General features: G+C 60.5%; 23 protein-coding genes and 3 pseudogenes. 9 read left to right on the plus strand and 17 right to left on the minus strand.

Going from position 1 to position 24,622, the window contains the following annotated elements; genetic code table 11:
- Both JQM68_RS10820 and JQM68_RS10825 read right to left on the minus strand, forming a co-directional pair.
- Positions 1-1,178 (minus strand): MFS transporter (locus JQM68_RS10820; protein WP_235223021.1); only part of this gene is annotated, 1,178 nt, incomplete at its 3' end.
- Between the two features lie 78 nt (positions 1,179-1,256).
- Positions 1,257-2,285, minus strand: coding sequence for a LacI family DNA-binding transcriptional regulator (locus JQM68_RS10825; RefSeq protein ID WP_235223022.1), 1,029 nt, complete (start codon positions 2,283-2,285; stop codon positions 1,257-1,259).
- A gap of 410 nt (positions 2,286-2,695) precedes the next feature.
- On the opposite strand from JQM68_RS10825, the gene JQM68_RS10830 reads away from it, so the two are divergent.
- On the plus strand, positions 2,696-4,354 hold the full coding sequence (locus tag JQM68_RS10830; RefSeq protein ID WP_235223023.1) for a ribonuclease J: 1,659 nt from the start codon (positions 2,696-2,698) through the stop codon (positions 4,352-4,354).
- A 264-nt stretch (positions 4,355-4,618) separates the two neighbouring features.
- The gene (locus tag JQM68_RS10835) at positions 4,619-5,008 is read left to right on the plus strand and encodes a DUF6291 domain-containing protein (RefSeq protein ID WP_235223024.1); all 390 of its coding nucleotides are present in this window, start codon (positions 4,619-4,621) and stop codon (positions 5,006-5,008) included.
- Between the two features lie 12 nt (positions 5,009-5,020).
- Here the strand turns inward: JQM68_RS10835 and JQM68_RS10840 are convergent, their stop codons facing one another.
- Both JQM68_RS10840 and JQM68_RS10845 read right to left on the minus strand, forming a co-directional pair.
- Positions 5,021-5,965 (minus strand): SPFH domain-containing protein, encoded by a 945-nt coding sequence (locus tag JQM68_RS10840; RefSeq protein ID WP_235223025.1) that lies wholly within the window; start codon positions 5,963-5,965, stop codon positions 5,021-5,023.
- Positions 5,962-6,408, minus strand: a complete 447-nt coding sequence (locus JQM68_RS10845; protein WP_235223052.1) for an NfeD family protein — start codon at positions 6,406-6,408, stop codon at positions 5,962-5,964. The genes JQM68_RS10840 and JQM68_RS10845 overlap by 4 nt, the downstream gene beginning before the upstream one ends.
- Positions 6,409-6,585: 177 nt before the next feature.
- On the opposite strand from JQM68_RS10845, the gene JQM68_RS10850 reads away from it, so the two are divergent.
- The 4 genes from JQM68_RS10850 (at position 6,586) to groL (ending at position 10,928) form a co-directional block, all read left to right on the plus strand.
- Positions 6,586-7,695: a THUMP domain-containing class I SAM-dependent RNA methyltransferase gene (locus tag JQM68_RS10850; RefSeq protein ID WP_235223026.1), complete on the plus strand. Its 1,110-nt coding sequence runs from the start codon at positions 6,586-6,588 to the stop codon at positions 7,693-7,695.
- A gap of 51 nt (positions 7,696-7,746) precedes the next feature.
- On the plus strand, positions 7,747-8,673 hold the full coding sequence (locus JQM68_RS10855) for a diacylglycerol/lipid kinase family protein (protein WP_235223027.1): 927 nt from the start codon (positions 7,747-7,749) through the stop codon (positions 8,671-8,673).
- A gap of 165 nt (positions 8,674-8,838) precedes the next feature.
- Positions 8,839-9,123, plus strand: coding sequence for a co-chaperone GroES (locus JQM68_RS10860; protein ID WP_235223028.1), 285 nt, complete (start codon positions 8,839-8,841; stop codon positions 9,121-9,123).
- Positions 9,124-9,299: 176 nt separating this feature from the next.
- Positions 9,300-10,928 (plus strand): chaperonin GroEL, encoded by a 1,629-nt coding sequence (groL, locus tag JQM68_RS10865; protein ID WP_235223029.1) that lies wholly within the window; start codon positions 9,300-9,302, stop codon positions 10,926-10,928.
- 185 nt (positions 10,929-11,113) lie between these two features.
- Here the strand turns inward: groL and JQM68_RS13880 are convergent, their stop codons facing one another.
- Entirely contained in the window at positions 11,114-12,463 is a 1,350-nt protein-coding gene (locus tag JQM68_RS13880) for a helix-turn-helix transcriptional regulator (protein WP_235223030.1), read from the minus strand.
- Between the two features lie 195 nt (positions 12,464-12,658).
- Here JQM68_RS13880 and JQM68_RS10875 point away from each other — a divergent pair, with 195 nt between their 5' ends.
- Positions 12,659-12,955: a hypothetical protein gene (locus JQM68_RS10875; RefSeq protein WP_235223031.1), complete on the plus strand. Its 297-nt coding sequence runs from the start codon at positions 12,659-12,661 to the stop codon at positions 12,953-12,955.
- Positions 12,952-14,436 carry a leucine-rich repeat protein gene (locus JQM68_RS10880; protein ID WP_235223032.1) on the plus strand — a complete coding sequence of 495 codons (1,485 nt, stop codon included), beginning with the start codon at positions 12,952-12,954 and terminating at the stop codon, positions 14,434-14,436. The genes JQM68_RS10875 and JQM68_RS10880 overlap by 4 nt, the downstream gene beginning before the upstream one ends.
- 329 nt (positions 14,437-14,765) lie before the next feature.
- Here the strand turns inward: JQM68_RS10880 and JQM68_RS10885 are convergent, their stop codons facing one another.
- From JQM68_RS10885 to cysK, 3 genes and pseudogenes are all read right to left on the minus strand, one after another.
- Positions 14,766-15,944 carry a M20 metallopeptidase family protein gene (locus JQM68_RS10885; RefSeq protein ID WP_235223033.1) on the minus strand — a complete coding sequence of 393 codons (1,179 nt, stop codon included), beginning with the start codon at positions 15,942-15,944 and terminating at the stop codon, positions 14,766-14,768.
- Positions 15,945-15,965: 21 nt separating this feature from the next.
- A pseudogene (locus JQM68_RS10890) lies at positions 15,966-16,178 on the minus strand (hydrolase); the annotation flags it as partial.
- A gap of 149 nt (positions 16,179-16,327) precedes the next feature.
- Positions 16,328-17,260, minus strand: coding sequence for a cysteine synthase A (gene cysK / locus JQM68_RS10895; protein ID WP_235223034.1), 933 nt, complete (start codon positions 17,258-17,260; stop codon positions 16,328-16,330).
- 239 nt (positions 17,261-17,499) lie between these two features.
- Between cysK and JQM68_RS10900 the strand changes: the two genes are divergently transcribed.
- A complete protein-coding gene (locus tag JQM68_RS10900; RefSeq protein WP_235223035.1) occupies positions 17,500-17,931 on the plus strand; it encodes an RrF2 family transcriptional regulator in 432 nt (143 codons plus the stop codon).
- A 64-nt stretch (positions 17,932-17,995) separates the two neighbouring features.
- On the opposite strand, the gene JQM68_RS10905 is transcribed toward JQM68_RS10900, so the two are convergent.
- From JQM68_RS10905 to JQM68_RS10945, 9 genes and pseudogenes are all read right to left on the minus strand, one after another.
- Positions 17,996-18,829: an alpha/beta hydrolase family protein gene (locus JQM68_RS10905; protein WP_235223036.1), complete on the minus strand. Its 834-nt coding sequence runs from the start codon at positions 18,827-18,829 to the stop codon at positions 17,996-17,998.
- Between the two features lie 24 nt (positions 18,830-18,853).
- Positions 18,854-20,119 carry a dicarboxylate/amino acid:cation symporter gene (locus JQM68_RS10910; protein ID WP_235223037.1) on the minus strand — a complete coding sequence of 422 codons (1,266 nt, stop codon included), beginning with the start codon at positions 20,117-20,119 and terminating at the stop codon, positions 18,854-18,856.
- 105 nt (positions 20,120-20,224) lie between these two features.
- A complete protein-coding gene (locus JQM68_RS10915) occupies positions 20,225-20,584 on the minus strand; it encodes an adenine nucleotide alpha hydrolase family protein (protein WP_328283733.1) in 360 nt (119 codons plus the stop codon).
- 13 nt (positions 20,585-20,597) lie between these two features.
- Positions 20,598-21,218, minus strand: a complete 621-nt coding sequence (locus tag JQM68_RS10920; protein ID WP_235223038.1) for a peptidase C39 — start codon at positions 21,216-21,218, stop codon at positions 20,598-20,600.
- A gap of 151 nt (positions 21,219-21,369) precedes the next feature.
- The gene (locus JQM68_RS10925; protein ID WP_412758472.1) at positions 21,370-21,828 is read right to left on the minus strand and encodes an aminotransferase class V-fold PLP-dependent enzyme; all 459 of its coding nucleotides are present in this window, start codon (positions 21,826-21,828) and stop codon (positions 21,370-21,372) included.
- Positions 21,746-22,015 (minus strand): annotated as a pseudogene (locus JQM68_RS13960) (tRNA threonylcarbamoyladenosine dehydratase); the annotation flags it as partial. The gene JQM68_RS10925 and the pseudogene JQM68_RS13960, both read right to left, overlap by 83 nt.
- A 103-nt stretch (positions 22,016-22,118) precedes the next feature.
- On the minus strand, positions 22,119-23,030 hold the full coding sequence (locus JQM68_RS10935; RefSeq protein ID WP_235223039.1) for an XdhC family protein: 912 nt from the start codon (positions 23,028-23,030) through the stop codon (positions 22,119-22,121).
- A 29-nt stretch (positions 23,031-23,059) separates the two neighbouring features.
- Positions 23,060-23,338, minus strand: a pseudogene (locus JQM68_RS10940) (PLP-dependent transferase); the annotation flags it as partial.
- 389 nt (positions 23,339-23,727) lie between these two features.
- Positions 23,728-24,612, minus strand: coding sequence for a helix-turn-helix domain-containing protein (locus JQM68_RS10945; RefSeq protein WP_235223041.1), 885 nt, complete (start codon positions 24,610-24,612; stop codon positions 23,728-23,730).
- Positions 24,613-24,622 lie beyond the last annotated feature (10 nt).

Raw genomic sequence — 24,622 nt, forward strand, 5'->3', positions numbered from 1 at the left:
CCCCTCCTCACCGCCCGGAGCAGGGCCAGGTTCGCCGCCACCCCCGCCAGGGCGAAGGCCGCGGCGGGATAGCCCAGGGCCCGCAGGCCCACGGCGCTCTGGAGGCCGCTGCCGGCAAAGGACCCCAGCGCCACGCCGATGTTGGCGGCCACCGACAGCGTGGAGGCGCAGAGGCTGGCGGCGTAAGGGTGTGCCCGCTCGCTGAGCTCCAGGGCGTGGAGCTGTACCGGGGTGCTGACAAGATACATCATCAGGCACATCCCCAGCACGGCGAAAAGTCCCGTCCAGCGGCCCCCCAGCAGGGTAGGCATCGCCAGGAACAGCGCCCCCTGGCCCAGCAGCACCAGCGGCGTTTTGCGGACGCCGCCCCGGGCGCCCACCCAGCCCGCCAGCAGGTTGCCGCCCATACAGCAAAGGCCAACCGCCATCAGCAGCGGGCTGACGGCGTTCTCCCCCACGCCCACCACGTCGGTCAGGATGGGGGTCACGTAGGTGTAGACCACGTAGGTAGCGCCGTAGGAGCACACGGCGATGAGCACGCACAGCGTGTAGCGGGGGTCCCGCAGCACGGCGAACTGGCGGAAGAAGCCGCCGCCCTCCGCCGCCGGTTCGGTCATTTGGTGGGGCAGGAGCCGGGCCAGCACCGGCAGCAGGATGACCCCCACCGCCAGGATGACGGCGAAGGCCGCCCGCCAGCCGAAGTACCGGCAGATGAGCTTGTTCAGGGGGTTGCCCACCACCGTAGCCAGGGACATGCCCGCGTAGACCAGGGACACGGCCTGGGCGCTCTGCTCCCGTGGCGTGACTTCCCGGACGAACAGGAACGACACCGCCGTCAGGGTGCCCGTCAGCACGGCGGACACCGCCCGGGACAGGTACAGCACCGCCAGGTTCGGCGCCAGCATACTCATGGCGTTGGAGATAAGAAACAGCACCAGCAGGGCCATCAGCAGCCGGTACTTGGGCACCCGGCCCGCGGCGGCGGTGAGCAGCGGCGTGCCGACGGCATACCCGGCGGCGAACACGCCCACCAGCTTCCCCACGGCCCCCAGGGACGCGTCCAGCCCCGCCGCGATGTCCGGCAGGATAGCCACCACCACGTACTCGCAGGAGCCCAGGGCGAAGCTCAGTCCAATGAGGGCCAGCACCGCCGGCGGCAGTTTTTTCGTGTGTTTCATTGGGATTCCTCCATTCTGTGTGCGTACACAGAAAATTGCAAACAGCCGGGGGACGGTCGTCCCCCTTGCCGCAAGTATTCAAATCGTCTCCGCGTTCAAAATCGGGCTGGCGGAATAGTAGCAGTCCCTTTCCGGCATCTTGTGCTCCGCCACCGCCCGGAACAGCAGGGTCAATGCCTGATAGCTCTGGTAGCTAAGGTCCTGGCCGATGGTGAAGTCCACGGCCCCCTCCCGCAGCAGGGCCTGGACATCCGGCCCGCTGTCGTGGGACAGCACATGGACGCTCCCGCCGCGGCCGCAGGCGCGGATGGCGTCCACGCACCCCGGAACGCTGAGGGTCACCATGTAGATGTACCGCAGGGCCGGGTCCTCCTCCAGCGCCTGCCGCACCGCCCGGAAGGTCTCGTCGTAGTCGTTGTGGGTGACGGCCATCCGGCAGTCCTCCCGCCGCAGGCCCAGCTCCTCCAGCCGCTCCAGAAACCCGTCCGCCCGGCCCTTATGCCCGGCGTAGGCGGGGCCGGCGTAGGCCAGCAGGTACGGCTCCCCGGGCCGCAGGAACTTGGCGGCGATCTCCCCGGCCACCCGTCCGGCGTGGCGGGCGTCCTCGCCCACGTAGCACAGCCGGGCCGACCCGGCGATGTCGGAGTTATAGGTGGCCACCGGGATGTTTTTCTTCGCCAGCTCCTCCAGTTTTGCCCGGACCTCCGGGCAGTCGGAGGCGCACAGCGCCACGGCCTGGGCGCCGCTCTCCACCGCCCGATCCACCTGCCGCAGACAGGCGGCCATGTCCTCCTGGGGGTAGTCCAGCACATCCGCCGTCAGGTTGTAGTCCCGGTGCTCCTCCCGGAACCGGGCCACGCCGCCCTCAATTTCCTGGCGGATGTAGCCGCTGCCCCAGCAGGGCTGGATGAGGGCCAGCTTCCGGGCCGTGCCGCTCATGGCAAGGGCGCTGGCCATGCGGTTGGGGCGGTATTCCAGCTCCTCCATGACCTGAAGCACCCGCTCCTTGACCTCGGCCTTCACGTAGGGCCGCTCATGGAGCACCCGGTCCACCGTGCCGATGGACACCCCCGCCTTTTCCGCAATCATTTTGATGGTAGCCCGCATGGTCCGCCTCCTTCCTGTTAACGTACACAGAATACCACATTCCAAGCCTTTGTCAAGGGACGGGCGGCGGAATTTTCGGGCGGTTTTTTGTTGAAAGTCAACATAACGCAAAATTTTTGTATACAAACCCGTTTTTCCGTGTTATACTATATCAGGTCAGGCGTCGAGGAACGTGGTTCCTCCGCTGTTTTTATGTATTTCACTGGTGCGGACGCGCTTTCGCCCAGTCAAATAGAACAACCCCCATATGGAATGTTCGGGATGACGTGACCGTACTCCCCACCGGCGAAACGGGGCCGGGCGGGAATCGGACGTCTCTTCTTTGCGTGCGCTTTTTTCAGCGCTTTCCGCGCCATTTCCGCTTCCAGGGGTACCTTACATATCGCTTAATAAAGGAGTATTTTATTTTTATGGCAGAAAAATTGAAAATCATCCCCCTGGGCGGCCTCAATGAGATCGGCAAGAACATGACCGCCTACGAGTACGGCGGCGAGATCATCGTGGTGGACTGCGGCATGGCCTTCCCCGGCGACGACATGTACGGCATCGACTGCATCATCCCCGACGTGACGTACCTCATCAAGAACCGGGCCCGCATCCGGGGCCTGTTCATCACCCACGGACATGAGGACCATGTGGGCGCCATCCCCTACGTGCTCAAGCAGGTGAACATGCCCATCTACTGCACCCGCTTCACCGCCGGCCTCATCAAGCTGAAGCTGGAGGAGCACAACCTGGTGAAGTCCACCAAGCTCATCACCGTGGAGCCGGGCAAGAGCGTCCGGGCGGGCAAGTTCACCGTGGAGTTCATCCACGTGAACCACTCCATCGCCGACTCCGTGGCCTTCGCCATCCACACCAAGATGGGCACGGTCGTCCACACCGGCGACTTCAAAATCGACTCCACCCCCATCGACGGGGAGGTCATCGACCTTGCACGGCTGGGTGAGCTGGGCAAGGAGGGGGTGCTGTGCCTGTGCGCCGACTCTACCAATGTGGAGCGCCCCGGCTTTACACCCTCTGAAAAGACGGTGGGCGCCACCTTCACCCGCCAGTTCCAGAACTGCGACGAGCGCATCATCGTCACCACCTTCGCCTCCAACGTCCACCGCATCCAGCAGGTGCTGGACGCCGCCGCCCAGTGCGGGCGGAAGGTGGCCGTCACCGGCCGCTCCATGGAGAACATGATGAAGGTCTCCACGGAGTTAGGCTACATGAAGGTGCCCAAGAACACCCTCATGGACATCAACAAGATCAAGGGCCTGCCGAAAAACAAGCAAGTGATCGTCACCACCGGAAGCCAGGGCGAGGAGATGAGCGCCCTGTACCGCATGGCCTTCTCCACCCACAAGCAGGTGGAGCTGGGCGCGGGCGACAAGGTGATCATTTCCGCCTCCGCCATCCCCGGCAACGAGGTCACCGTGGGCCGGGTCATCAACGAGCTGTTCCGCAAGGGCGTGAAGGTGGTCTACAACAAGGCCGACATCCTCCACGTCTCCGGCCACGCCTGCCAGGAGGAGCTGAAAATCATCCACGCCCTGACGAAGCCCCGTTTCTTCGTCCCCCTCCACGGCGAGCAGCGGATGCTGCAGATCCACAGCCAGCTGGCCCAGGACATGGGCATGGAGCGCAACCACATCGCCATCGCGGACAACGGCTCCGTCATCGAGATGACCACCAAGACCATGAAGGTGAACGGCACCGTCCCCGCCGGAGAGGTGTATGTGGACGGCGCCGGCGTGGGCGACGTGGGCGCGGTCGTCATGCGGGACCGCAAGCGGCTGGCCGAGGACGGCATGGTGGTGGTGGTCCTCCCCATCTCCAGTCACAACGGCGACCTGCTGAGCCCGCCGGAGATCGTCACCCGGGGCTTCATCTACGTGAAGGAGTCCGGCGACCTGATGAAAGAGCTGCAGAACGTGGCCATGGACGCCGCCGACTCCGTCTCCCGCAAGCGCAGCCGGGACGACGGCGAGCTGAAGGGCGCGGTGAAGTCCGCCGTCAGCAGCTACCTGTTCAAAAACACGAAACGCAGCCCCATGGTCATCCCCGTGGTGACCAGGCTGTAAATTTCCACAAAAACGCAGCCGCCTCCGCCTTTTGGGCCGGGGGCGGCTTTTCCTGTGACGCTGGCTGTCTCTTTACCGGTTGCTCTGCCTTTATCTGTTTCCCTCTTTGAAAATATCTTTATCTTTTTTTATTTCTTTTTCTTCTCTGTGGCTTTCTCTATATCCGTAAAATTTTGCAAAATTTTATAAAGTTTCCTCCTTTCGTGCAACGGATGCCCCTGACGGGCGCTCTTTATAAAGACACACAGAAACGGAGGGCTTTTTATGAAAGGCAGACGCAGCAGCATTCTCCTGTACTTCGACAACTTCCACCGGGTGGCCGACCTGCCGGATGAGCAGCTGGGCATCCTTTTCCGCGCCCTGATGGAGTGCGGCGAAAAGGAGGCAGGCGGCGAGGACGGCATCACCGGCTTTGAGGCGCGCTACCCCGGCATGGGGGAAAAGACCCAGATGGCCTTCTCCTTCATGGCCGACACCATCCGCCGGGACGCGGCGGCCTACGCCGAGAAGTGCGCCAACTACCAGTCCGCCGCCCAGCGCCGGGCGGAGCAGCGGCAGGATGCCGTCCCCGGAAAGGAAAGGCTGGACGCCCTGGTCCGCCATATGCGGGAGGAGCAGAAAAAACCGGAGCGGCCCGACTGGGCCGCCCGGTAAGGCAATTTTCCTTTATTCCGCCTTGGGGTCGTCGCTCTCGAACACCGCCTTGGCGCTGGCCGCCAGCCCCGCAAGGCCCTGCAGCTCGCTGGGGATGATGATTTTCGTGGCCTTGCCGTCCGCCACCTTCTGCATGGCCTCCAGAGCTTTCAGCTTCACCACCTGGTCGTTGGGCGCCGCCTCGTTCAGCAGCTTCAGCGAGTCGGCCATGGCCTTCTGCACCTGCATGATGGCCTGGGCCTCGGCTTCGGCGGCCATGATGCGGGCCTCCTTCTCGCCCTGGGCCTTCAGGATGGCGGCCTGCTTAGCGGCGTCGGCCTTCAAAATGGCGGACTGCTTCTCGCCCTCAGCCACCAAAATCTGGGACTGCTTGGTGCCCTCCGCCTGGAGGATGGACTCGCGGCGCTCCCGCTCCGCCTTCATCTGCTTCTCCATGGCGTTCTGGATTTCCTTGGGCGGGATGATGTTTTTCAGCTCCACCCGGTTGACCTTGATGCCCCAGGGGTCCGTGGCCTCGTCCAGGATGGCCCGCATCCGGGAGTTGATGATGTCACGGCTGGTCAGGGACTGGTCCAGCTCCATGTCGCCGATGATGTTGCGCAGGGTGGTGGCCGTCAGGTTCTCGATGGCGTTCATGGGGTGCTCCACGCCGTAGGTGTACAGCTTGGGGTCGGTGATCTGGAAATAGATGACCGTGTCGATCTGCATGGTGACGTTATCCTTGGTGATGACGGGCTGGGGGGCGAAGTCCGCCACCTGCTCCTTCAGCGACACCTTTTTCGCCACCCGCATGATGAAGGGGACCTTGAAATGCAGACCCACGTTCCACACGGAGTAGAACGCGCCCAGGCGCTCCACCACGTAGGCCCGGGACTGCTGAACGATATGGATATTGCTGATGAGCACCACCAGTATCAAAATCACCAGCACAGCAGGGACGATCCAACCAAAGCTCATAACGCTACCTCCACTTTTTCTTCTTGTTTTTTCACAAAGAGCTTGACGCCCTCCATGCGCAGAATTTCCACCACTGCTCCCTCCGGGATGACGCTGCCGTCAGCGCTGCGGGCCGTCCAGGTCTTGCCGTCCACATAGACGGCGCCGGTGGAATTTTCGTTGTCGATGACCTCCGTGACCTTGCCGGTGCCGCCCAGCACCCGGTCGGCGTTGGTGGGGACGGCCTTGCCCGCCGTATAGCGCCGCACCAGAGGCCGCGTCACCGCCAGCGCCGCCGCGGACACCGCGATAAACAGCGCCGCCTGCACGCCGATGCCCGCGCCCAGCAGCGCCCCGATCAGCGCCGCCGCGCTGCCTGCCACGAACCAGATGGACACCAGTCCCGCCGTGACAGCCTCCACCACGCCGAAGAGCACGATGGCGCCCAGCCAAAGCCACATCATATAGTTCACAGGCAGTTCCTCCTCTCTCAGACGTTTTTCACCTGTTTTATTTAAGTGTATCATATCCCATACGGGAAAAACATTTCATTTCGGTTACAAAAGCAGCCATTGCAGAGCAAACTGTTTCCTGATATACTATGCCTGACAAATCACTATTTTTTTAAAGAAGGTACTGCCATGACTCTGACGGTCCCCTGCTTATTCGGGCTGGAAAGCCTGGTGGCGGACGAGATGAAGCGTCTGCAATTGCAAAACGTCCGGGCGGAGAACGGCCGGGTCCACTGCGAGGGGACCATGGCCGACATCGCCCGGCTGAACATCAACCTGCGCTGCGGCGCCCGGGTGCTGATGGAGCTGGGCAGCTTTGCGGCAAAGGATTTTGAGGCATTGTTCCAGGGCGTTCTGGCCCTGCCCTGGGAGGACTTTATCCCCAGGGACGGCGAGTTTCCTGTCAAGGGCTACTCCCTGAACTCCACGCTGCACTCCGTGCCCGCCTGCCAGTCCATCGTGAAGAAGGCGGCGGCGAAGCGGCTGGGCAGCGCCTACGGCTGCGAGACCCTGCCGGAGACGGGCAGCCGCTACCAAATCCAGTTCGCCATCATCAAAGACGTGGCCACGCTGTATCTGGACACCTCCGGCGAGGGCCTTTACAAGCGGGGCTACCGGGCCCGGAACATGGGCGCTCCCCTGCGGGAGACCCTGGCGGCGGCGCTGGTGACCCTCTCCCGCTACCGGGGCAAGGACCCCTTCTGCGACCCCTTCTGCGGCAGCGGCACCATCCCCATCGAGGCGGCCCTCATCGCCAAGAACCGGGCCCCGGGCCTGGACCGGAGCTTTGCCGCCCAGAAGTGGAAAAGCATGGACTCCAGGCTGTGGCTGGACGCCGCCGACGAAGCGATGGACAAGGAGTTCCACGGCACCTACGACATCTGGGGCGGCGACATCGACCCTGCCGCCGTCGAACTGGCAAAGCACAACGCGGAGCTGGCGGGGGTGGAGGACTGCATCCGGTTTGAGGTGGCGGACGCGGGAAAATTCCACCGGGACAGCGAATACGGCCAGCTGGTCACCAACCCGCCCTACGGCGAGCGGCTGCTGGAGAAAAAAGAGGCGGAGGAGCTGTACCGGGTGTTCGGACGGGCCGTCCGGACGCTGCCCCCCAAGTGGCGGGTGCTGGTGCTCTCCTCCCACACGGAGTTTGAGCGCTGCTTCGGCCGCCCCGCCGACAAGAAGCGGAAGCTGTACAACGGCATGTTAAAATGTGACGTGTTCCAGTACGGTAAGTAATTTTTCTGTCGAAATATACAAATTGTAAACGATTCAAGGGGGATCTCGCCCATGAAGCATATCTTCATCATCAATCCCCGCGCGGGAAAGAAAGACCAGACCTCCCGCATCTACGAGCTGGCCGACCACCTGCGGGAGGCCCACGGCCTAGAGTGCGCCTGTATGCTCACCGACCGGCCCGGCGGCGCCACAGACATGGCCCGGAAGCTGGCGGAGTCCGGTGAAGCCATCCGCCTTTACGCCTGCGGCGGCGACGGCACCATCCATGAGGTGGCAAACGGCATCGCCGGTTTCCCCAACGCCGCCATGAGCTGCATCCCCACCGGCACCGGGAACGACTTCCTGAAAAACTTCGGCCCCGACGCCGACAAATTTTCCGATGTGGAAAACCTGTGGGACGGGGATGCCTTTCCCCTGGACCTCATCGACTGCAACGGCCGCCTGTGCCTGACCATCGCCTGCAACGGCATCGACGCCCGCATCGCGGACAGCGTCCACCAGTACGGCAGCTCCCCCCTGCTCCACGGCCGGAACAGCTATCTGGCCTCCGTAGCGGTGAATTTCCTGTTCAAGCCCATCGGCCGCCACTGGAAGGTTTGGCTGGACGAGGAGGAACTGGAGGACGATTTCGCCCTGGTGTCCATGTGCAACGGGCGGTACTACGGCGGCGGCTCCATGCCCGTGCCGGAGGCCCGGATGGACGACGGCGTGCTGCATACCGTCCTCATCAAAAATGTCGCCAAGGCCACCTTTGCCCGGCTGTTCGCCCCCTACTCCGCCGGGGAATACCGCAAGCTCCCTCAAAATCTGATCCGGGTCTCCACCGCCAGAACCGTCCGCATCCGGGCAGAGGAGGACATCGTGACCTGCGTAGACGGTGAGACCTTCCGGGGCCGGGAGGTCGTGATGACCCTCTCGGACAAGCGGCTGAACTTCTTCGGCCCCAAGGGCTGCAGCCCCAACGCCACCGCCCGCTGAGGGTGGGCCGAACCATTCTTTTCAGGAATTCACAAATATTTCATAGTTTCCCCCTTTACAAAGCGGAACGGTTGCGCTAATATAACAGCGTTAGCACTCGAAAGAGTTGAGTGCTAACGCTGAATTTGTTTTCAAAATTTTTTATATCATAAGGAGGAACCCCAAATGAAACTCACTCCGCTTGCAGACCGCGTCATCCTGAAGATGGTCGAAACCGAAGAGACCACCAAGGGCGGCATCATCCTGACTGGCTCTGCCAAGGAAAAGCCCTCTGTGGCTGAAGTCATCTCCGTCGGCCCCGGCGGCATGGTGGACGGCAAGGAAATCACCATGACCGTAAAGCCCGGCGACAAGGTCATCACCAGCCAGTACGCCGGCACCAAGGTCACCCTGGAGGACATCGAGTACGTCGTCGTCCGGCAGAACGACATTCTCGCGATTGTAGAGTAATGCGAAGGGGAGCAGGCTCCCCCTCGCCCTCCCCCACCACCAGTGACATCGGTCACTGGTGAACGCCGCCCAAGGCGGCTGGGTCGGGGAATTTTCGCCACGTACACGCCGCGGCGAAAATAATTGTAAATTCATTTCGCTTTCGCGAAATCATCTTAATTTGGAGGTTGTTTATTATGGCTAAGTTAATCAAGCGCGGCGACGACGCCCGCAAGGCGCTGGAATCCGGCGTCAACCAGCTGGCTGATACCGTCAAGGTCACCCTGGGTCCCAAGGGCCGCAACGTGGTCCTGGACAAGAAGTACGGCGCTCCCCTCATCACCAACGACGGCGTGACCATCGCCAAGGAAGTCGAGCTGGAGGACCCCTTTGAGAACATGGGCGCCCAGCTGGTGAAGGAAGTCTCCACCAAGACCAACGACGTTGCCGGCGACGGCACCACCACCGCCACCCTGCTGGCCCAGGCCATGATCCACGAGGGCCTGAAGAACCTGGCCGCCGGCGCCAACCCCATCGTGGTCCGCAAGGGCATGGCCAAGGCTGTCGAGGCCGCAGTAAGCGAGGTCAAGAAGCAGGCCAAGACCGTAGACGGCTCCAAGGACATCGCCCGTGTCGGCGCTGTTTCCTCCGGCGATGAGGAGATCGGCAAGCTGATCGCCGACGCCATGGAGAAGGTCTCCGCCGACGGCGTCATCACCATTGAGGAGTCCAAGACCGCCGAGACTTACAGCGAGGTCGTCGAGGGCATGCAGTTCGACCGCGGCTATATCACTCCCTACATGGCTACCGACATGGAGAAGATGGAAGCCATCGTGGACGACGCCTATATCCTCATCACCGATAAGAAGATCTCCGTCATCGCCGACATCCTGCCCCTGCTGGAGCAGCTGGTCCAGTCCGGCAAGAAGCTGGTCATCGTGGCCGAGGATGTGGAGGGCGAGGCCCTGAACACCCTGATCGTCAACCGCCTGCGCGGCACGTTGAACGTGGTCTGCGTGAAGGCCCCCGGCTTCGGCGACCGCCGCAAGGAGATGCTGCAGGATATCGCCACCCTGACCGGCGGCACCGTCATCAGCGAGGAAGTCGGCCTGGAGCTGAAGACCGCCGACATCTCCATGCTGGGCCGTGCCCGTCAGGTGAAGGTCACCAAGGAGACCACCACCATCGTTGACGGCGCTGGTGACTCCCAGGCCATCAAGGAGCGCGTCGCTCAGATCCGCAGCCAGATCGCCAACACCACCAGCGACTACGACAAGGAGAAGCTGCAGGAGCGCCTGGCGAAGCTGGCCGGCGGCGTGGCCGTCATCAAGGTCGGCGCTGCCACCGAGACCGAGATGAAGGAGAAGAAGCTCCGCATCGAGGACGCCCTGAACGCCACCCGCGCCGCCGTTGAGGAAGGCGTGGTCGCCGGCGGCGGCACCATCTTCGTCAACGTCATCCCCGCTGTCGAGGCTCTGCTGGACACCGTCGAGGGCGACGAGAAGACCGGCGTCCAGATCGTCGCTAAGGCTCTGGAGGCCCCCATCCGTCAGATCGCGGCCAACGCCGGCCTGGACGGTTCCGTCATCCTGGAGAAGGTCCGCTCCTCCGGCAAGAACGGCTACGGCTTCGACGCCTATAAGGAAGAGTACTGCGACATGGTCGCCAGCGGCATCATCGACCCCGCCAAGGTGACCCGCAGCGCCCTGGAGAACGCCGCTTCCGTTTCCTCCATGGTCCTGACCACCGAGTCCCTGGTGGCCGACAAGCCCGAGCCTCCCGCGCCCGCCGCTCCCGCCAGCCCCGACATGGGCGGCATGTATTAAGAAACAGCCGTTACCCCTTGAAATTGCTTGATTTTTGCGAGGCTGAGAAGCGGATTTACGCCAAACTTACGCCACATACGCCAAAAAATCAAGCGCATAATAGGATAACAAAGACCGACACTCATTCAAATGGGTGTCGGTCTTTTATTTGTGCACCTATCAAGTGAAAAGCAGCATGGAAGATACTATGTGCTGCGATAAAGAGCAACGAGGGAAACACGGTTTTCGCACCCGGTTTTCTTCAAGAGATTGTGGATGTGAAATTTCACCGTGCTCTCCGAGATATACAGATTTGCGGCCATTTCCGGGTTGGACTGCCCCGTGAGAACCAACCGCAATATCTCACGCTCTCTGGAGGAGAGCTCATACTGCGCCGCAAAGCTGTCGAAACGCTCCTGTTCGCTTCTGGCCTGGATGGGCGCGGGCAGGTAGACGCGTTGGTACAGAAGGAAAAAAGCGAGGATGGTAACGGCAAACAGCACCGCCGCGCTGCTCACCAGGGCCACCGTGTGCCCGCTCAGCGAGATGCAGCCATAGGTACCGGCGGCATCCCCCAGCCTGCCGAACAGCAGGCCAAAGCCGGAGAGATACAAAAGGCTCGCGTCTTTGCGGGCAATATCGGAAAAGAGGATCACACGGAACACGGCAAAGAAGCCGAAAAGGAGATAGTTCAGGACCCAGAACACATAGCTTGGTCCGGGGTTTTCGGAGAGGGCGATCATCAAAAACGGGACGCCCAGCGAGGCGACGCAGCAGATCGCACCGTATTTCCGCTCCCTGTCGCCGACAATGCCCGCGACCACCAGCCCCGCGGCGTAAAACACGCGGCTGAGCTCCAGGCTGATCCCCTGGGCCACATCAGCGGAAGGAAAGCTGAAGCCGAGATTTTTGACCAGGCTGAGCAAAAAGACGGTTGCCCCGGCGAGAGCAGCAAGCCGCAGGGACGGCTTTTCGCCGTCAAAGCGAATATCCTGGAGGGGCACTTCTTTTTGCCGAACAATGAGGAAGACTGTGAGCGCGGCGAGGACGCCGTACACAAGCAGCACATAGGGGGAGCGCAGGAAATTCGCGCCGCCCCAGAGGGACAGCAGCCATGAGACGATACTGGCCAGAGCATACCCGGCACCGAACACCAGGGCGCGGCCCTGCCACTGCACCACGGACGCCAGCCGGTACAGGTAGTACCCGGCGACCACGCCGTGGAGCGTGTTCATGCAGTATCCGAAGAGCAGGGCGGCGGTCAGGCCGCGGGACAGGACCGACAGAACGACCATCAGGAAGTCCGCCCCCACGACAGCGGAAAAGGGCACCCGCCCGGCGGCCTTCGGGCAGCGGCGCACGATCAGGGCGAAGAGCAGCAGACCGAGGGCCTGAAACAGATAGCCCACCACTTCTGTGAGGAGCTCTACCCATACGCCCGAAGTAAACTCCATGAGGCGGTACAGCCACGACAGATAGCCGGACGATGTCCAGAGAAAGCAGAGAAAAATGAGCAGAAAGCAGTTTGTTTTTTGGGTCAGAGAGATACGCTTCACGGTTTCACCACCTCAAAATGCTGGTGCCAATTATAGCAGAAAAACCGCCATATTTCAACGAAAAGAGAGCCGTTTGCCCGGACCTGACCTAAAACTGACCCTGTTTTTCTCCGATCCGTACCTGATCTGACCTGTCGAAACCACCGCTTTTTTGCGATAATCAGTCTGAACAAATCTTTGCGAAGGAGGCGGACCATGGCAGCAAGAGAATACCCGTATGGCAAGAGCATCCTGCTCAACGCGGTCTATGACATGCTGGACCGGCTGGGAATTCCCATCGCGTTTGCCGACAGTCAGGCCGGCATTCTGCGATTTGCTCACGGAACAGGCGCCGGCGAGATGGAGCTTACCGCGATCCTGCGGAACGGGGAAGAGGTCACCCGCGTCGAGATCGCAGACACAGACGGCGAGCTGCCGGATGTGCTGCTGGACGAGATCTCTTCCACGCTGCGCCAAAGCTTTGAATCCGTCACAAGGAGGACGACCGCATGAAAAAAAGAATGATCAGTCTGCTGCTGTGTGTTGTGATGCTGATGGGGCTGCTGCCCACAAGCGCGCTGGCGGCAGAAATCATCACGAAAATCGACGAGAATGACCAGCCTGTCGGGAATATGCAGAATTGGACGGACGCGGCTGGTTTCCAGTATTGGTACTTTGTGCATGCAACCACCGACGTGTATGCAACCACCGACGCTTATTACGCGATCCTTTCCTCGGTGACCGCGCCGGCCGACTGGAGCGCCGACACCCTGACCATGCCGGACACCCTGCCGTTCGACGCCGCCAATGAGAGCACTTCAGCGCAAGTGTTCATCCGGGTCATTGACGGCCTTTTCGCGTCATGGCCGGAATCGCTGACCAGCGTGACCCTGCCTTCAAAGGCGGAGATCATTGACTATGGCTTTGGCTCGTCAAAGCTGACCAGCGTCACCTTCCCGGAAAATACGCTGAAACGCATTGGGGATAGCGCGTTCTCGGGCTGCTCCTTGACCAGCGTCACCTTCCCCGATTCGCTGGAGTCCATTGGAGCCAGCGCGTTTTCCAGTAGCAAGCTGCAAAGCGTCACCTTCGGCTCCGGACTGAAAACGCTGGGGGCGAGTGCCTTTGCCTCCTGCAACAGCTTGCAAACTGTGGATTTGTCCAACGTGACAAAGCTTACCGAAATCCCGGAAAACGCCTTCAAGAATTGCGCCCTCGCTTCCGTCACGATCCCGGACTGCGTGACGGCCATCGGAGAATCTGCCTTTTACGCTCAGGGTGCGGCATACAATGAATTAAGCGGCACCGCTCTGAGGTCCCTGGACCTGGGTGGCCGGGAGACCAGCCAGTTACAGGCCATCGGAGCGTACGCCTTTGGCGGGAACAGCGGCCTCACAGGAACGCTGACCCTGCCCAACAGTGTGCGCACGATCAGCAGCGGCGCCTTTATGGAGGATAACTCCATGCTGAACTTCTTCGTGGATGTTCCCGCGGACGCCTACTATTACGACGCGGTTCTGTGGGCTGCTGAAAACGCCATCACCAGCGGCACCACCGACACGACCTTCTCCCCCAACGCGCCCTGCACCCGGGCGCAGATCGTGACCTTCCTGTGGCGAGCCGCCGGCAGTCCCGAACCCAAGGGCACCCAGAGCTTCGGCGATGTGACAGCAGGCTCCTACTACGAGAAGGCGGTCGCCTGGGCAGCCGAAAACGGCATCACCGGCGGAACCGGCGACGGTAAGTTCTCTCCCGGCGCGACCTGCACAAGAGCGCAGGCGGTCACCTTCCTCTACCGTGCCAGCAGCGCTTCCGCTGTCAGCAGCAGCGCGGCGTTCACGGATGTGGCACCCGACGCGTATTACGCGGATGCTGTGGCCTGGGCAGCGGAGAATGAGATCACCGGCGGCATCGGCGGCGGTCTGTTCGCCCCCGGCAGCAACTGCACCAGAGCACAGATCGTGACCTTCCTGTACCGCAGCATATCCGGCTGATTGACTTCCCCTGTGGGTGGCGGATATGGATTTTCCGGCCCCCGCGCTGTCTTCGGACCAACTGGAGCAAGCAGTCAGAGAGCTAAAATAACAGTACACAGCACCCAGCCGGCTCTTTCGGAGCCAGGCTGGGTGCTGTTTTTTATGCTATGCTGCTTTCAGCGGGTGCCCTCGCCTGTTCCTTCCGCCGGAGCACCGGGGAGAGCCGAACGGTACTCTCAGCCTAAGGCCCGGTTATCATCCGGTTCTTTCTCAAAGGTCAGACGCCCCCGTGGGAAATGGTGGAAAATACAGAGCCGATTCGCCGATCCTGAACGTTCCGAACTCTTTTAAAGTTCGTTTTCTGTCAGTTTGGAAAAGGCGTATCCGGCATAGAGCCCTGTTCCCAAAGTCAACGCTTCCTCGTCCACGTCAAAATCACCATTGTGGAGGGAGACCGTCGTATTGGGCAGAGCCGGGTTTCCGGTCCCCAGATATGCGTACGAACCGGGGGTATGGAGCAGGTACTCCGCGAAGTTATCACCGCACAGGGAAAGGCTCCGGTCCGTGACGACCCTGACGCCCTCCCCCTGCGCTTCCGCAGCGGCCTCCAGACACGCTTGCCGGTCATTGATCAGCGCCGCGGTAATATCCGTCCATTGAACTTCCGCGGTACCGCCGTAGATGTCCGCGATATTTTGGGCGGTCTTTGTGATCTGCTCCCGGACCCGCTCCCTGCTCTCCTGAGAGATCGTCCGGGTGGTGCCCTCCAGCGCAGCGGACGCGGCCAGGGCGTTGTAGGTGGTTCCGGCATTCAGCTTGCCCACGCCGATGATGATCGGCTCCACGGGGGAAGTGAGCCGGGTCACCAGAGCCTGAAGGGCCACCACGGTCTGGCTAGCGATATAAAGCGCATCCACACCAAGCTGGGGCGCAGCCACATGGGCGGACTTTCCGTGTACCAAAATGGTGAAATGATCAACGGCGGCATTGTTCAGCCCCGGCTTCAAGCCCACTGTCCCGATGGGCAGATCAGGCGCGGCATGAAGGCCGAAGACCCGGTCGGCGCCGTCCAGCGCACCGGCTTCCACAAAGGGTTTTGCCCCCTGTCCGATCTCCTCAGCGGGCTGAAAGGCAAAACGGACCTCACCGCCGAATTCCGCTTTGCGTTCCGACAGCAGCTTCGCAGCTCCCAGCAGACAGGCCGTATGGACGTCATGGCCGCAGGCGTGCATGACGCCCGGTGTCAGGGAGCAATATTCCGCCCCGCTGGTCTCCTGAATGGGCAGCGCGTCAATGTCTGCCCGCAGGACGACGATACCCGCTCCTGTTCCGGTCCCCCGCAGTGTACCCAGCACGCCGGTCTCTCCCACGCGGGTGTGGGGGATGCCGAAACGGTCCAGTTCCTCCTCGATCCGCGCCGCGGTGCGGAACTCCTTCAGGCTCAATTCGGGGTGCTGGTGGAAATCCCGCCGAAGCGCGGTGAGATACGCCTTTTCCTCCGCAAGCCGTTCCCGCAAAGCTGCCATCTGTCTCTCCTCCTTCTCCAGTCATCCCACAACACTGCTGGTCCGCATGGCCCGGAGCGTCCGTTCAAAGAGGGCGTTCAGGTCCCAGCCCAGCATGGCGGCTCCCCGTTCGATGACCTCCCGGGAGCAGCCTGCGGCAAACTTTTTATCCTTGTACTTTTTCTTGACAGACTTGACCTCCATGTCGCTGACGCTCCTGGAGGGCCGCATCAGCGCCGCCGCGCCGATCAGTCCGCGTTTTCGGTGAAATTCACCCTGGTTGTATTCGCAGAGTAAAGCCCATGCTTCCTCCGGTGTTGGTATCATGGTACACATCTCCTGTCCTGACAGAGAAATTTCAAGGGAGGCCGCCATACAAAGCAGCCTCCCTTGATGGCTTCCGTTCAGTCCGCGAACAGCGGGGTGGAGAGATAGCGGTCGCCGGTATCCGGCAGCAGGGCCACGATGGTCTTGCCCTTGTTCTCCGGCCGCTTGGCCAGCTCGATGGCGGCCCACACGGCGGCGCCGGAGGAGATACCCACCAGCACGCCTTCCTTCTTGCCGATGAGCTTACCGGTGGCGAAGGCGTCGTCGTTCTCCACGGCGATGATCTCGTCGTACACGGAGGTGTTCAGCACATCGGGGACAAAGCCCGCGCCGATGCCCTGGATCTTGTGGGCGCCGGGAGTACCCTTACTCAGCACGGGAGAGGAAGCGGGCTCCACCGCCACCACCTTCACGTTGGGGTTCTGCTCCTTCAGGTACTCACCGGTGCCGGTGACAGTGCCGCCGGTGCCGACGCCCGCCACGAAGATGTCCACCTTGCCGTCGGTGTCCGCCCAGATCTCCGGGCCGGTGGTGGCCTTGTGGACGGCGGGGTTGGCGGGGTTCACAAACTGGCCGGGGATGAAGCTGTTCGGGATTTCCTTGGCCAGCTCATCGGCCTTGGCGATGGCGCCCTTCATGCCCTTGGCACCCTCGGTCAGCACCAGCTCCGCGCCGTAGGCCTTCATGATCTGACGGCGCTCCACGCTCATAGTCTCCGGCATCACGATGATGATGCGGTAGCCCCGGGCGGCGGCCACGGAAGCCAGACCGATGCCGGTGTTGCCGGAGGTGGGCTCGATGATAACGGAGCCGGGCTTCAGAAGGCCCTTGGCCTCGGCATCATCAATCATGGCCTTGGCGATGCGGTCCTTCACGCTGCCGGCGGGGTTGAAATACTCCAGCTTCGCCAGGACCTTGGCCTCCAGGCCTTCTTCCTTCTCAATATGAACCAGTTCCAGCAGCGGAGTCTTGCCGATCAGCTGGTCGGCGGATGTATAAATGTTACTCATTGTAAATTCCTCCTAAAATGTCGTAATGATTGATTTTGGTGTCTGATGGGTATCCTGTCAACATCGGCGACATCGGAGGCTCAGGTCGTATTTCATTTTAATACCAACCTTTCGAATAGGTTAATATGGATTATAGTCTTGCATACCGCCTTTGTCAATAGGACATTTCAAAATATTCTCATTGATTTTCCTATTTACCATATTGTATAATAGGGTTGTTTCCAAAAGGAGGGTCAAGCATGCTGATCTCAACAAAAGGCCGCTATGCGCTGCGGGTCATGATCGATCTGGCGGAGCATCAGGCAGAGGGCTTCATCCCTCTGAAAGTCATCGCGGAGCGGCAGGAAATTTCAGAAAAGTATCTGGAGAGCATCATCAAGCTGCTGGTGAAAGCCAGGCTGCTGAACGGCGTGCGGGGCAAGGGCGGCGGCTATCAGCTGACGAAAGCGCCGGAACAATATACGGTCGGCAGCATCCTGCGGTTGACGGAGGACTCCATGGCCCCGGTATCCTGCCTGGAATCCGGTGCGGATGCCTGTCCCCGGGCCGCGGTGTGCCGCACGCTCCCCCTGTGGCAGGGGCTGGACAAGGTCATCAATGACTATCTGGATAATATCACCCTGGCTGATTTGATGCACAGGGATCCCGATGGATACGACTATGTGATTTGAGCCGTATAGCCGCTTTCAAAATAAGATGTCCGCCCATTCGCAGGGCGGACATCTTAATTTCTGTTCATTCTGAAAGCTGCTCTTTCAGGAATGTGGTCACAGTTTCAGCCACTGTGAGCCGGTAGTCGGCAAAGAAATGGTCCGTTGGATAAGAAACGGTTTGGATCGACGTGCCTCCCGCCTCTTGGACGGCGTGGGCCAACGGCTCGCAGTGCAATACCGGCGGCGTATAAATATCCAGCGTTCCGCCGATACAGAGGACCGGCTTTTGGGCCAACGCCTCTGCCGCGCTTTCCAGGCGGAAGTCCGCGCTTCGATCCAGCGCCTCCCGCAAGAGTGCCTCGCCGCTGGTGCCGCTGAGCCATTGGGCGCTGTCTTCCAGCACCTCCTGAATAGTTTGCCAGGATGCCGGGTCTTCCTGGGCGATCAGGGGCAGCCGCCCGATGTCGCAGGGCATCAGCAGCACCGCGCCCTTGATCTCATGGCGATGCGCGGAGAGTTGTCCGCAGACAAATCCGCCCAGGCTGTGGCCCACAGCATAGATGTGCTGTTTATCGAAGCCGTATTTCCTATCCTGGAGGACGAAATCAAGCACGGTATTGGTATCCTCCAAATCATTTGCCAGGGAATAGCTTCCGTCACTCCCCCAGCTTCCGCTGTAATGGAAGGTCATCACATGGAAGCCCGCCCGGCGCAGCGATTGCGCCAGGTCAAAATTCCGCTCACAGCCGGGGATACCGTGGAGCAGAAGAACGGTTGGGTGCACCCCCTCCCCCGCCGCAGTATAGAGCACGGAGAGGAGCCGCCCCCGCTTTCCTGGAATGAGGATGCCGTGCATATCCGGGCGGTGGGCACAGTCTCCGTAATGGGTCTCCTGACATCGTGGTTGTTCCTTCATGTTCAGGCCACTCTCTTTCTGACGTTAAACCTTTGCTTCTTCCTGCTTGTTCAGGTTTTTCTTGTACCAATCCTTGCCGTACAGCACACGGGTCACCAGCATGGAGGCCACGGTGTCGCCGCAGGAGTTGATGAGGGTACAGCCCGCGTCAAAGAGCTGGGTCATCATCAGCAGCACCGGCAGGGCGATGGAGGGGAAGCCAAAGGCGGAGATCACCATGGTCTCCATGGCGGCGCCGCCGCCGGGGACGGAGGACACAGCCACGGAACCGGCCACCGCGATGACCAGCGCAAAGGCGAAGTCTCCGATGCTGTTCAGCGGGTGGCCAAACAGGGCGCAGCAGAGGGCGATCTCATAGATGGTGGCGATGCAGGCGCCGTCCATGTGGCAGGTGGCGCCCACGGGGACCACCACGGAACTGACCTCCCGGGGCACTCCCAGCTTGTCGCAGGCGTCCAGCTGCAGGGGCAGCGTGGCGGCGGAGGAGCGGGTGCCCAGGGCGGTGAGGGCCGGGGTCAGGATGTTTTTGAAGAAGTTCTTCACGCCCCAGGGTCCCGCCGCCAGGAAGGCGTACAGGGCCAGGAACACGAAGAAGTAGACGATGGCGGCGGGATAGTAGATCAGCAGGCCCCGGGCGTAGCTCTTGAGCAAATCCGGGCCGTAGGTGCCCGTCAGGTTGGCGAAGTAGGCCATCAGGCCGAGGGGCGCCAGCTTCATCAGCAGGGCGACCATCTTATAGAACACCAGGGACATATTGCTCAGCCAGGACGCCACGGGCTTGCCCTGCTCCCCGAGGACGGAAACCGTCAGGCCGAAGAACACTGTGAACACGATCAGAGCCAGAATGTGGCTTCGGGAGATGACCAGCGGGAAATCGCTGACGGTAAAGGTGTTGACGATCTGCGTGCCGATGCTGTCCGTGGCAGTGGCGGCGGCCACCTCCGAGGTGTCCAGCTGGATAGAGGTATCCACGCCGAAGATGCCCGTGACGGCGAACATGTAGATGCCGGCAATGGCGGCGGTCACCACAAAGATGCCGATGGTCAGCACCAGCAGCTTGCCCACCCGCTTCGTATCCGCGATGTTGGCGATGGAGCTGGAGATGGAAAAGAAGATCAGCGGCACCAGCAAAACGAACAGCAGGTTCAGCCAGATCTGGCCGATGGGATACAGGACCGAGGCCTTTTCTCCCAAGGTCAGGCCCAGAATAGCGCCGACAATGACGAACGCAATGAGGATCAGCGGTTCACGGTAAGACGATTTCTTTTTTTCAGCCTGTGTACGCATCATGTTTCCCTCCATACTTTCTTTTGTTGCCCTTTTATCATATAATCATAGTATGATAATAGGTATTATAGCGCCGTCTTTTGAAAACGCAATAGGGAAACAGTATTTTTATGGAATTTTTTGAAATTCTCTCAGGATATTGTGTAACAATACAGCGGAGCGGCCTTTGGTAAGCCGCTCCGCTTGTTTGATACCTTTGTCGCTGCTCTCGATCTTCTGCCGGTTGATGGCGTTATAGCCCGGGTCCATCACCAGAAATATCAACTCAAAGGGGACGTGGCTGTGCTGGTGGAGCTCCTGTATCAGCATAGAGTCCCTGCCGCCGGAGATGCAGACGGCGATCCTGTCTCCGGCCCGGATCAGCTCATACTTTTTGACGGCATAGGCAAAGGGCTTCCAAAGCTCGTCCCGAAATTTTTTGATGATGCTTCGCTCGATCATCTGATAGGGTTCCAGCGTTCTTGGCATCTTGTCTTTCCCCTTATATGATGTATTCCACGGTCTTATCCGCCGTCAGCACCGTTTTCTCATTGAACAGAAGGACTGCTTCACGGCCTTCAACCGGGCCGAACGCATAGACATTCCGCACATCCTTTTCCAAATACCGAATTGGCACGATGCGGTTATACTCCGCGGGATGATCGGCGACCATCTGAAGCGCCGAATCGCTGAAAGGCTCTGCCCGATAATAGGGGTCAAACAGGCAGACCTTATCCCCCTGAATATGGGTCAGTAAAACATAATGCCAGCCCTCAAAATCCACCCGCGCAACCGCGGCACCGCCGCGGCGCAGTGCGTCCCGCAGCTGTCCGTTCTGCGAAAAATTTACTTCCCTGCCGGATAGATGCTGGCTGGAAATGGGCAAATGGCCGGTTTGGCCGAAGCTGTTGATCCAGTTGCTGAGGAACATCATTGCCGTGCAGGATGTGCCGCACTTGCCGCAGGCGCCGTCAGCGCCAAAGCAGTCCAGGCAGTACAGCATGATGCTGCGGACGATTTCCGGCGGTATCTCCTCCCGCTGAAAGAGATAGCTGACCGCGTTGAGCATGGACGTAGGCCCGCAATCGTATTCGGTCATCTGGTAGCGAAGTGGATTGTTCATGGTACCAGCTCCTCGTAACAACTTTCAAAGATTCGAAGAAACGCCTGAAGTTCCTCCCGCAGGTAACGGTTCAGCGCTTTTACATGAGCGATACGCTTCTCCTGATTCTCCAGCGCCAGCCGAAGTGCCTTTCAGCACAGGCCGCTGCCGTTCAGCCCATAGAATTTGTGGGGGCGATGCTCATGGTGTCCGCGCCGTCTGTCACAAGGTCCGTCTTGCCCACCGCCTGGGTCGCGTCCACATGGAGACGGCAGTTTGGAAACTCTTTTAAGATTTCAGCGATCTCCCGGACCGGCTGCACGGTTCCCAGTTCACTGTCCACCGCGCAGACGGACACCAGCACGGTGTTCTTCCGCAGCAGGTCCCGCGGCTGCTCCAAATCGACGGTGCCATCCCGTTCAATGTCCACAGAGGCGTGCTCCAGCGCCGTAGAGATGATGTGCCTGTCGGTGTGCCGGGACGCCTGGACGACGCCTTTGACAGCGAGGTTGTTGGACTCGCCGGCCCCGGAGATGTAGATGATCTCTGCCGGGGGCCTGCCGCCGCTGGGTGCATTTCCGCGCCGTACCCGGCGGGCAGACGCAGTGGGTCCGGCAGCTGATGGACAGATCGTCCATCAGCGTCATGGCAGGCTCTTTGGAATAGACCACTTTCAGATGCTTGATCCCCCGCTTTTTCAGTTCCCTGCGCATGACACGTGCCAGCGGGCACACGGAGGTCTCATAGATGTCCGCGACCTCAAAAGCCGTGGTGTCCACCTTGTTGCCAGCCCCCATGCAGCTGATGATGGGCACCCCCACCGCCGATACCGAACACGGCAACCCGGGCACGGTACAGCCGCTCTATGCCCTCCTGTCCGAAGAGCAGCTGTGTTCTCGAAAACTGATCGAGCATGTTCGCCTATCCTCCAATTCCCTGAATCCACACCTTCATCTGTCCGCCGCAGACCATTCCTTCCTCCTCCGCCACATCATTGCGCATATCCACCTGAATGCAGCGGCACTGATCCGTGCCGATCAGACGGTGCGCTTCCATCAGGACGGCGTGCTCGCTGCATCCGCCGCCGATGGTCCCGACGGTCTTCAGGCCGCGGTCCACTGCCATCATAGCGCCGGATTTCACCGGTGTGGAGCCGCTGGTCTCCAGGACCATCAGCAGCGCCTTCGGCTCCCCGCTGCAGGCAAGAAATTCCAGCACCGGCAGGTCAATATTCTCCGTGACCAGGATGGCGCTTCCAGAACGGCGGGGCGTATTTCTCCGGCGGCATTGGATCAGCTCCGCGGCGATGGAAACCGCAATTTCCTGTGTCGTCAAAGCGTTGATGGAAAGTCCGATAGGTGCATGAATCTCCGCAAGCATCTCACCGGGGATTCCTTCGTCTTTCAGCAGTTGAAACAGTCCCGCTACCCGTCGCTTGGAACCAATCATGCCAAGATACCTCGGAAACGTCCCGGCCAGGATCGTCCTCAGGCAGTCCGCGTCATAACGGTGTCCCCGTGTGATGATGGCCACATAGTCCTGTTCATGGATTTTCAGGGAGCGCAGCGCATCGGGAAACGCGTCGCAGATCACTTCCTTCGCTTCCGGGAACCGCCCACGGTTGGCAAAGGAGGGGCGGTCATCCACCACCGTTACCGCAAAGCCCAGGTCAGCTCCGTACCGGCACAGCGGCTGTACGATATGTCCGCCGCCCAGCAGGATCAGCCTCTCCTGCGGCCTGAAATTGCGGACAAAAGTCGTTCCCTCCGCCTCCACCGTCATAGCCGCAGGCCGCCCTTCCCGGATGGCCTGATACAGTTCATCAAATTGCAAAAGCATCCCTCTTTACTTCAACGTTTCATTCATGCTGGAGAAGAGCAATAGTCGTTCAGCAGGGCGAAAAACGATCCGCTGAGAGCCGCCACGCCGGAGACCAGCACCACGCAGTCCTCACCGCCCTCCAGAAACGTGACCCGCTCCTGCAGATACTTCTGGTTGGTGCCGCCGTTGCGGGTGTAGAGATTGGCGCCGGCGCCGGACCGGTTCATGTCCGTGGGGTCATAGGGCAGGGCGCAGCGGGTGGCCATGGGGATGGGGCGCTTGATAGCGCCGCTGTCCCTGTCCACCTCATTGCCAACATGAACCGCACGGGTGGCAAAACCATACTTCCCCTGTTTTTACTCTCTGACAGGATAGTTCCCCGCCCCCGCTTATATAAACACAAACATAGTATGGTTGTAGGTTATAATAGCATGACTGTTCTGCCATGTCAACTTATTAACTGATACAAACCCATCACTTATTGCAAAACAAAACGGTATTTGCAGTTTCTCCGTGACTACGATAAAGCTTACCATTTTTATCCGCCAGGATATGCGGACCATGGCAGAGAATTGAAGTCAGAAGTTATGAGACCCATTTTATCATTTTCTCTGCTTTTTCACCGATATAAGCCGCGATTTTCCGGGGGCGGCATGTACGAAGCCTTTGAAAGCCGCAGGCCAATGGCCCGCGGCTTTTTTACGCCCGCTCATGTTTTGATCTTCCTGACCGCGCGCAGCTCGATATACCCCCGTTCACCCCGGGGTTCCAGCTGGATGCGGGGATTCCCGTCGTCCCACCGGTATCCGATCACCCCGGGGTCATAACCGTCCATGGCCTGCTGCACTGTCTGAATGGCTTCGCAGTAGTCCTCCTCCCGGAAGGGCTGTCCCTGGAACATCAGGTACTCCGCCTCCGGCAGCCGGATAGTGTCAAAGCCCTCGGGAATGGGACCCTGGTAATCCGTTTCCACCTCCACGCCCTGCACATAGGTGGAGGTATCGGGTTTTTTGTACCGCTGGGGCAGCCACATGCACACCGGCTCCCCGCAGAGGGAGGGCATACTCATCAGGACGCCCCACACATCGCAACTCACTTCCTCGCAGTAGGGAAAATAATCCTCCGCGCGGACGCCCCGCTTGATGATGCACAGCCGCTCCGGTTTCCGGATGACCTGAACAAAAACCGTCTGAATGTCTGACATGTCGATGTTCTCCTTTCTGAGTTCCCGGTATTTTGCGCCATAGGGGATGAAGAGCGGGACAGGCACCGGGGCTCTCGCGTACTCGCCGGGATTCAGCCCGAACTCCCGGAAGAACGCCCGTGTAAAGGTATCCACATTGCCGAAGCCCAGGTCAAAGGCGACGTCCAGGACGCGGCAGTTCCCGTCCCGCAGCCGCACCGCCGCCCGGGAGAGCCGCAGCTTCCGGACATACTCCGCGGGCGTCAGGCCCAGATGCTCCCGGAACAGGCGGTAGGAATACCAGGGAGAAAACAGCGACGCCCGGGCCAGGTCGGATAACGTGATATTCTTCGCCAGGTTCTCCCCGATATAGTCCTGCATCCGCTGGACCGCAATGGTCTGCTCTTTCACGCTGTTCACC

The organism is Oscillibacter valericigenes (genome assembly GCF_021531435.1).
GTDB classification, from domain to species: domain Bacteria; phylum Bacillota; class Clostridia; order Oscillospirales; family Oscillospiraceae; genus Oscillibacter; species Oscillibacter valericigenes_B.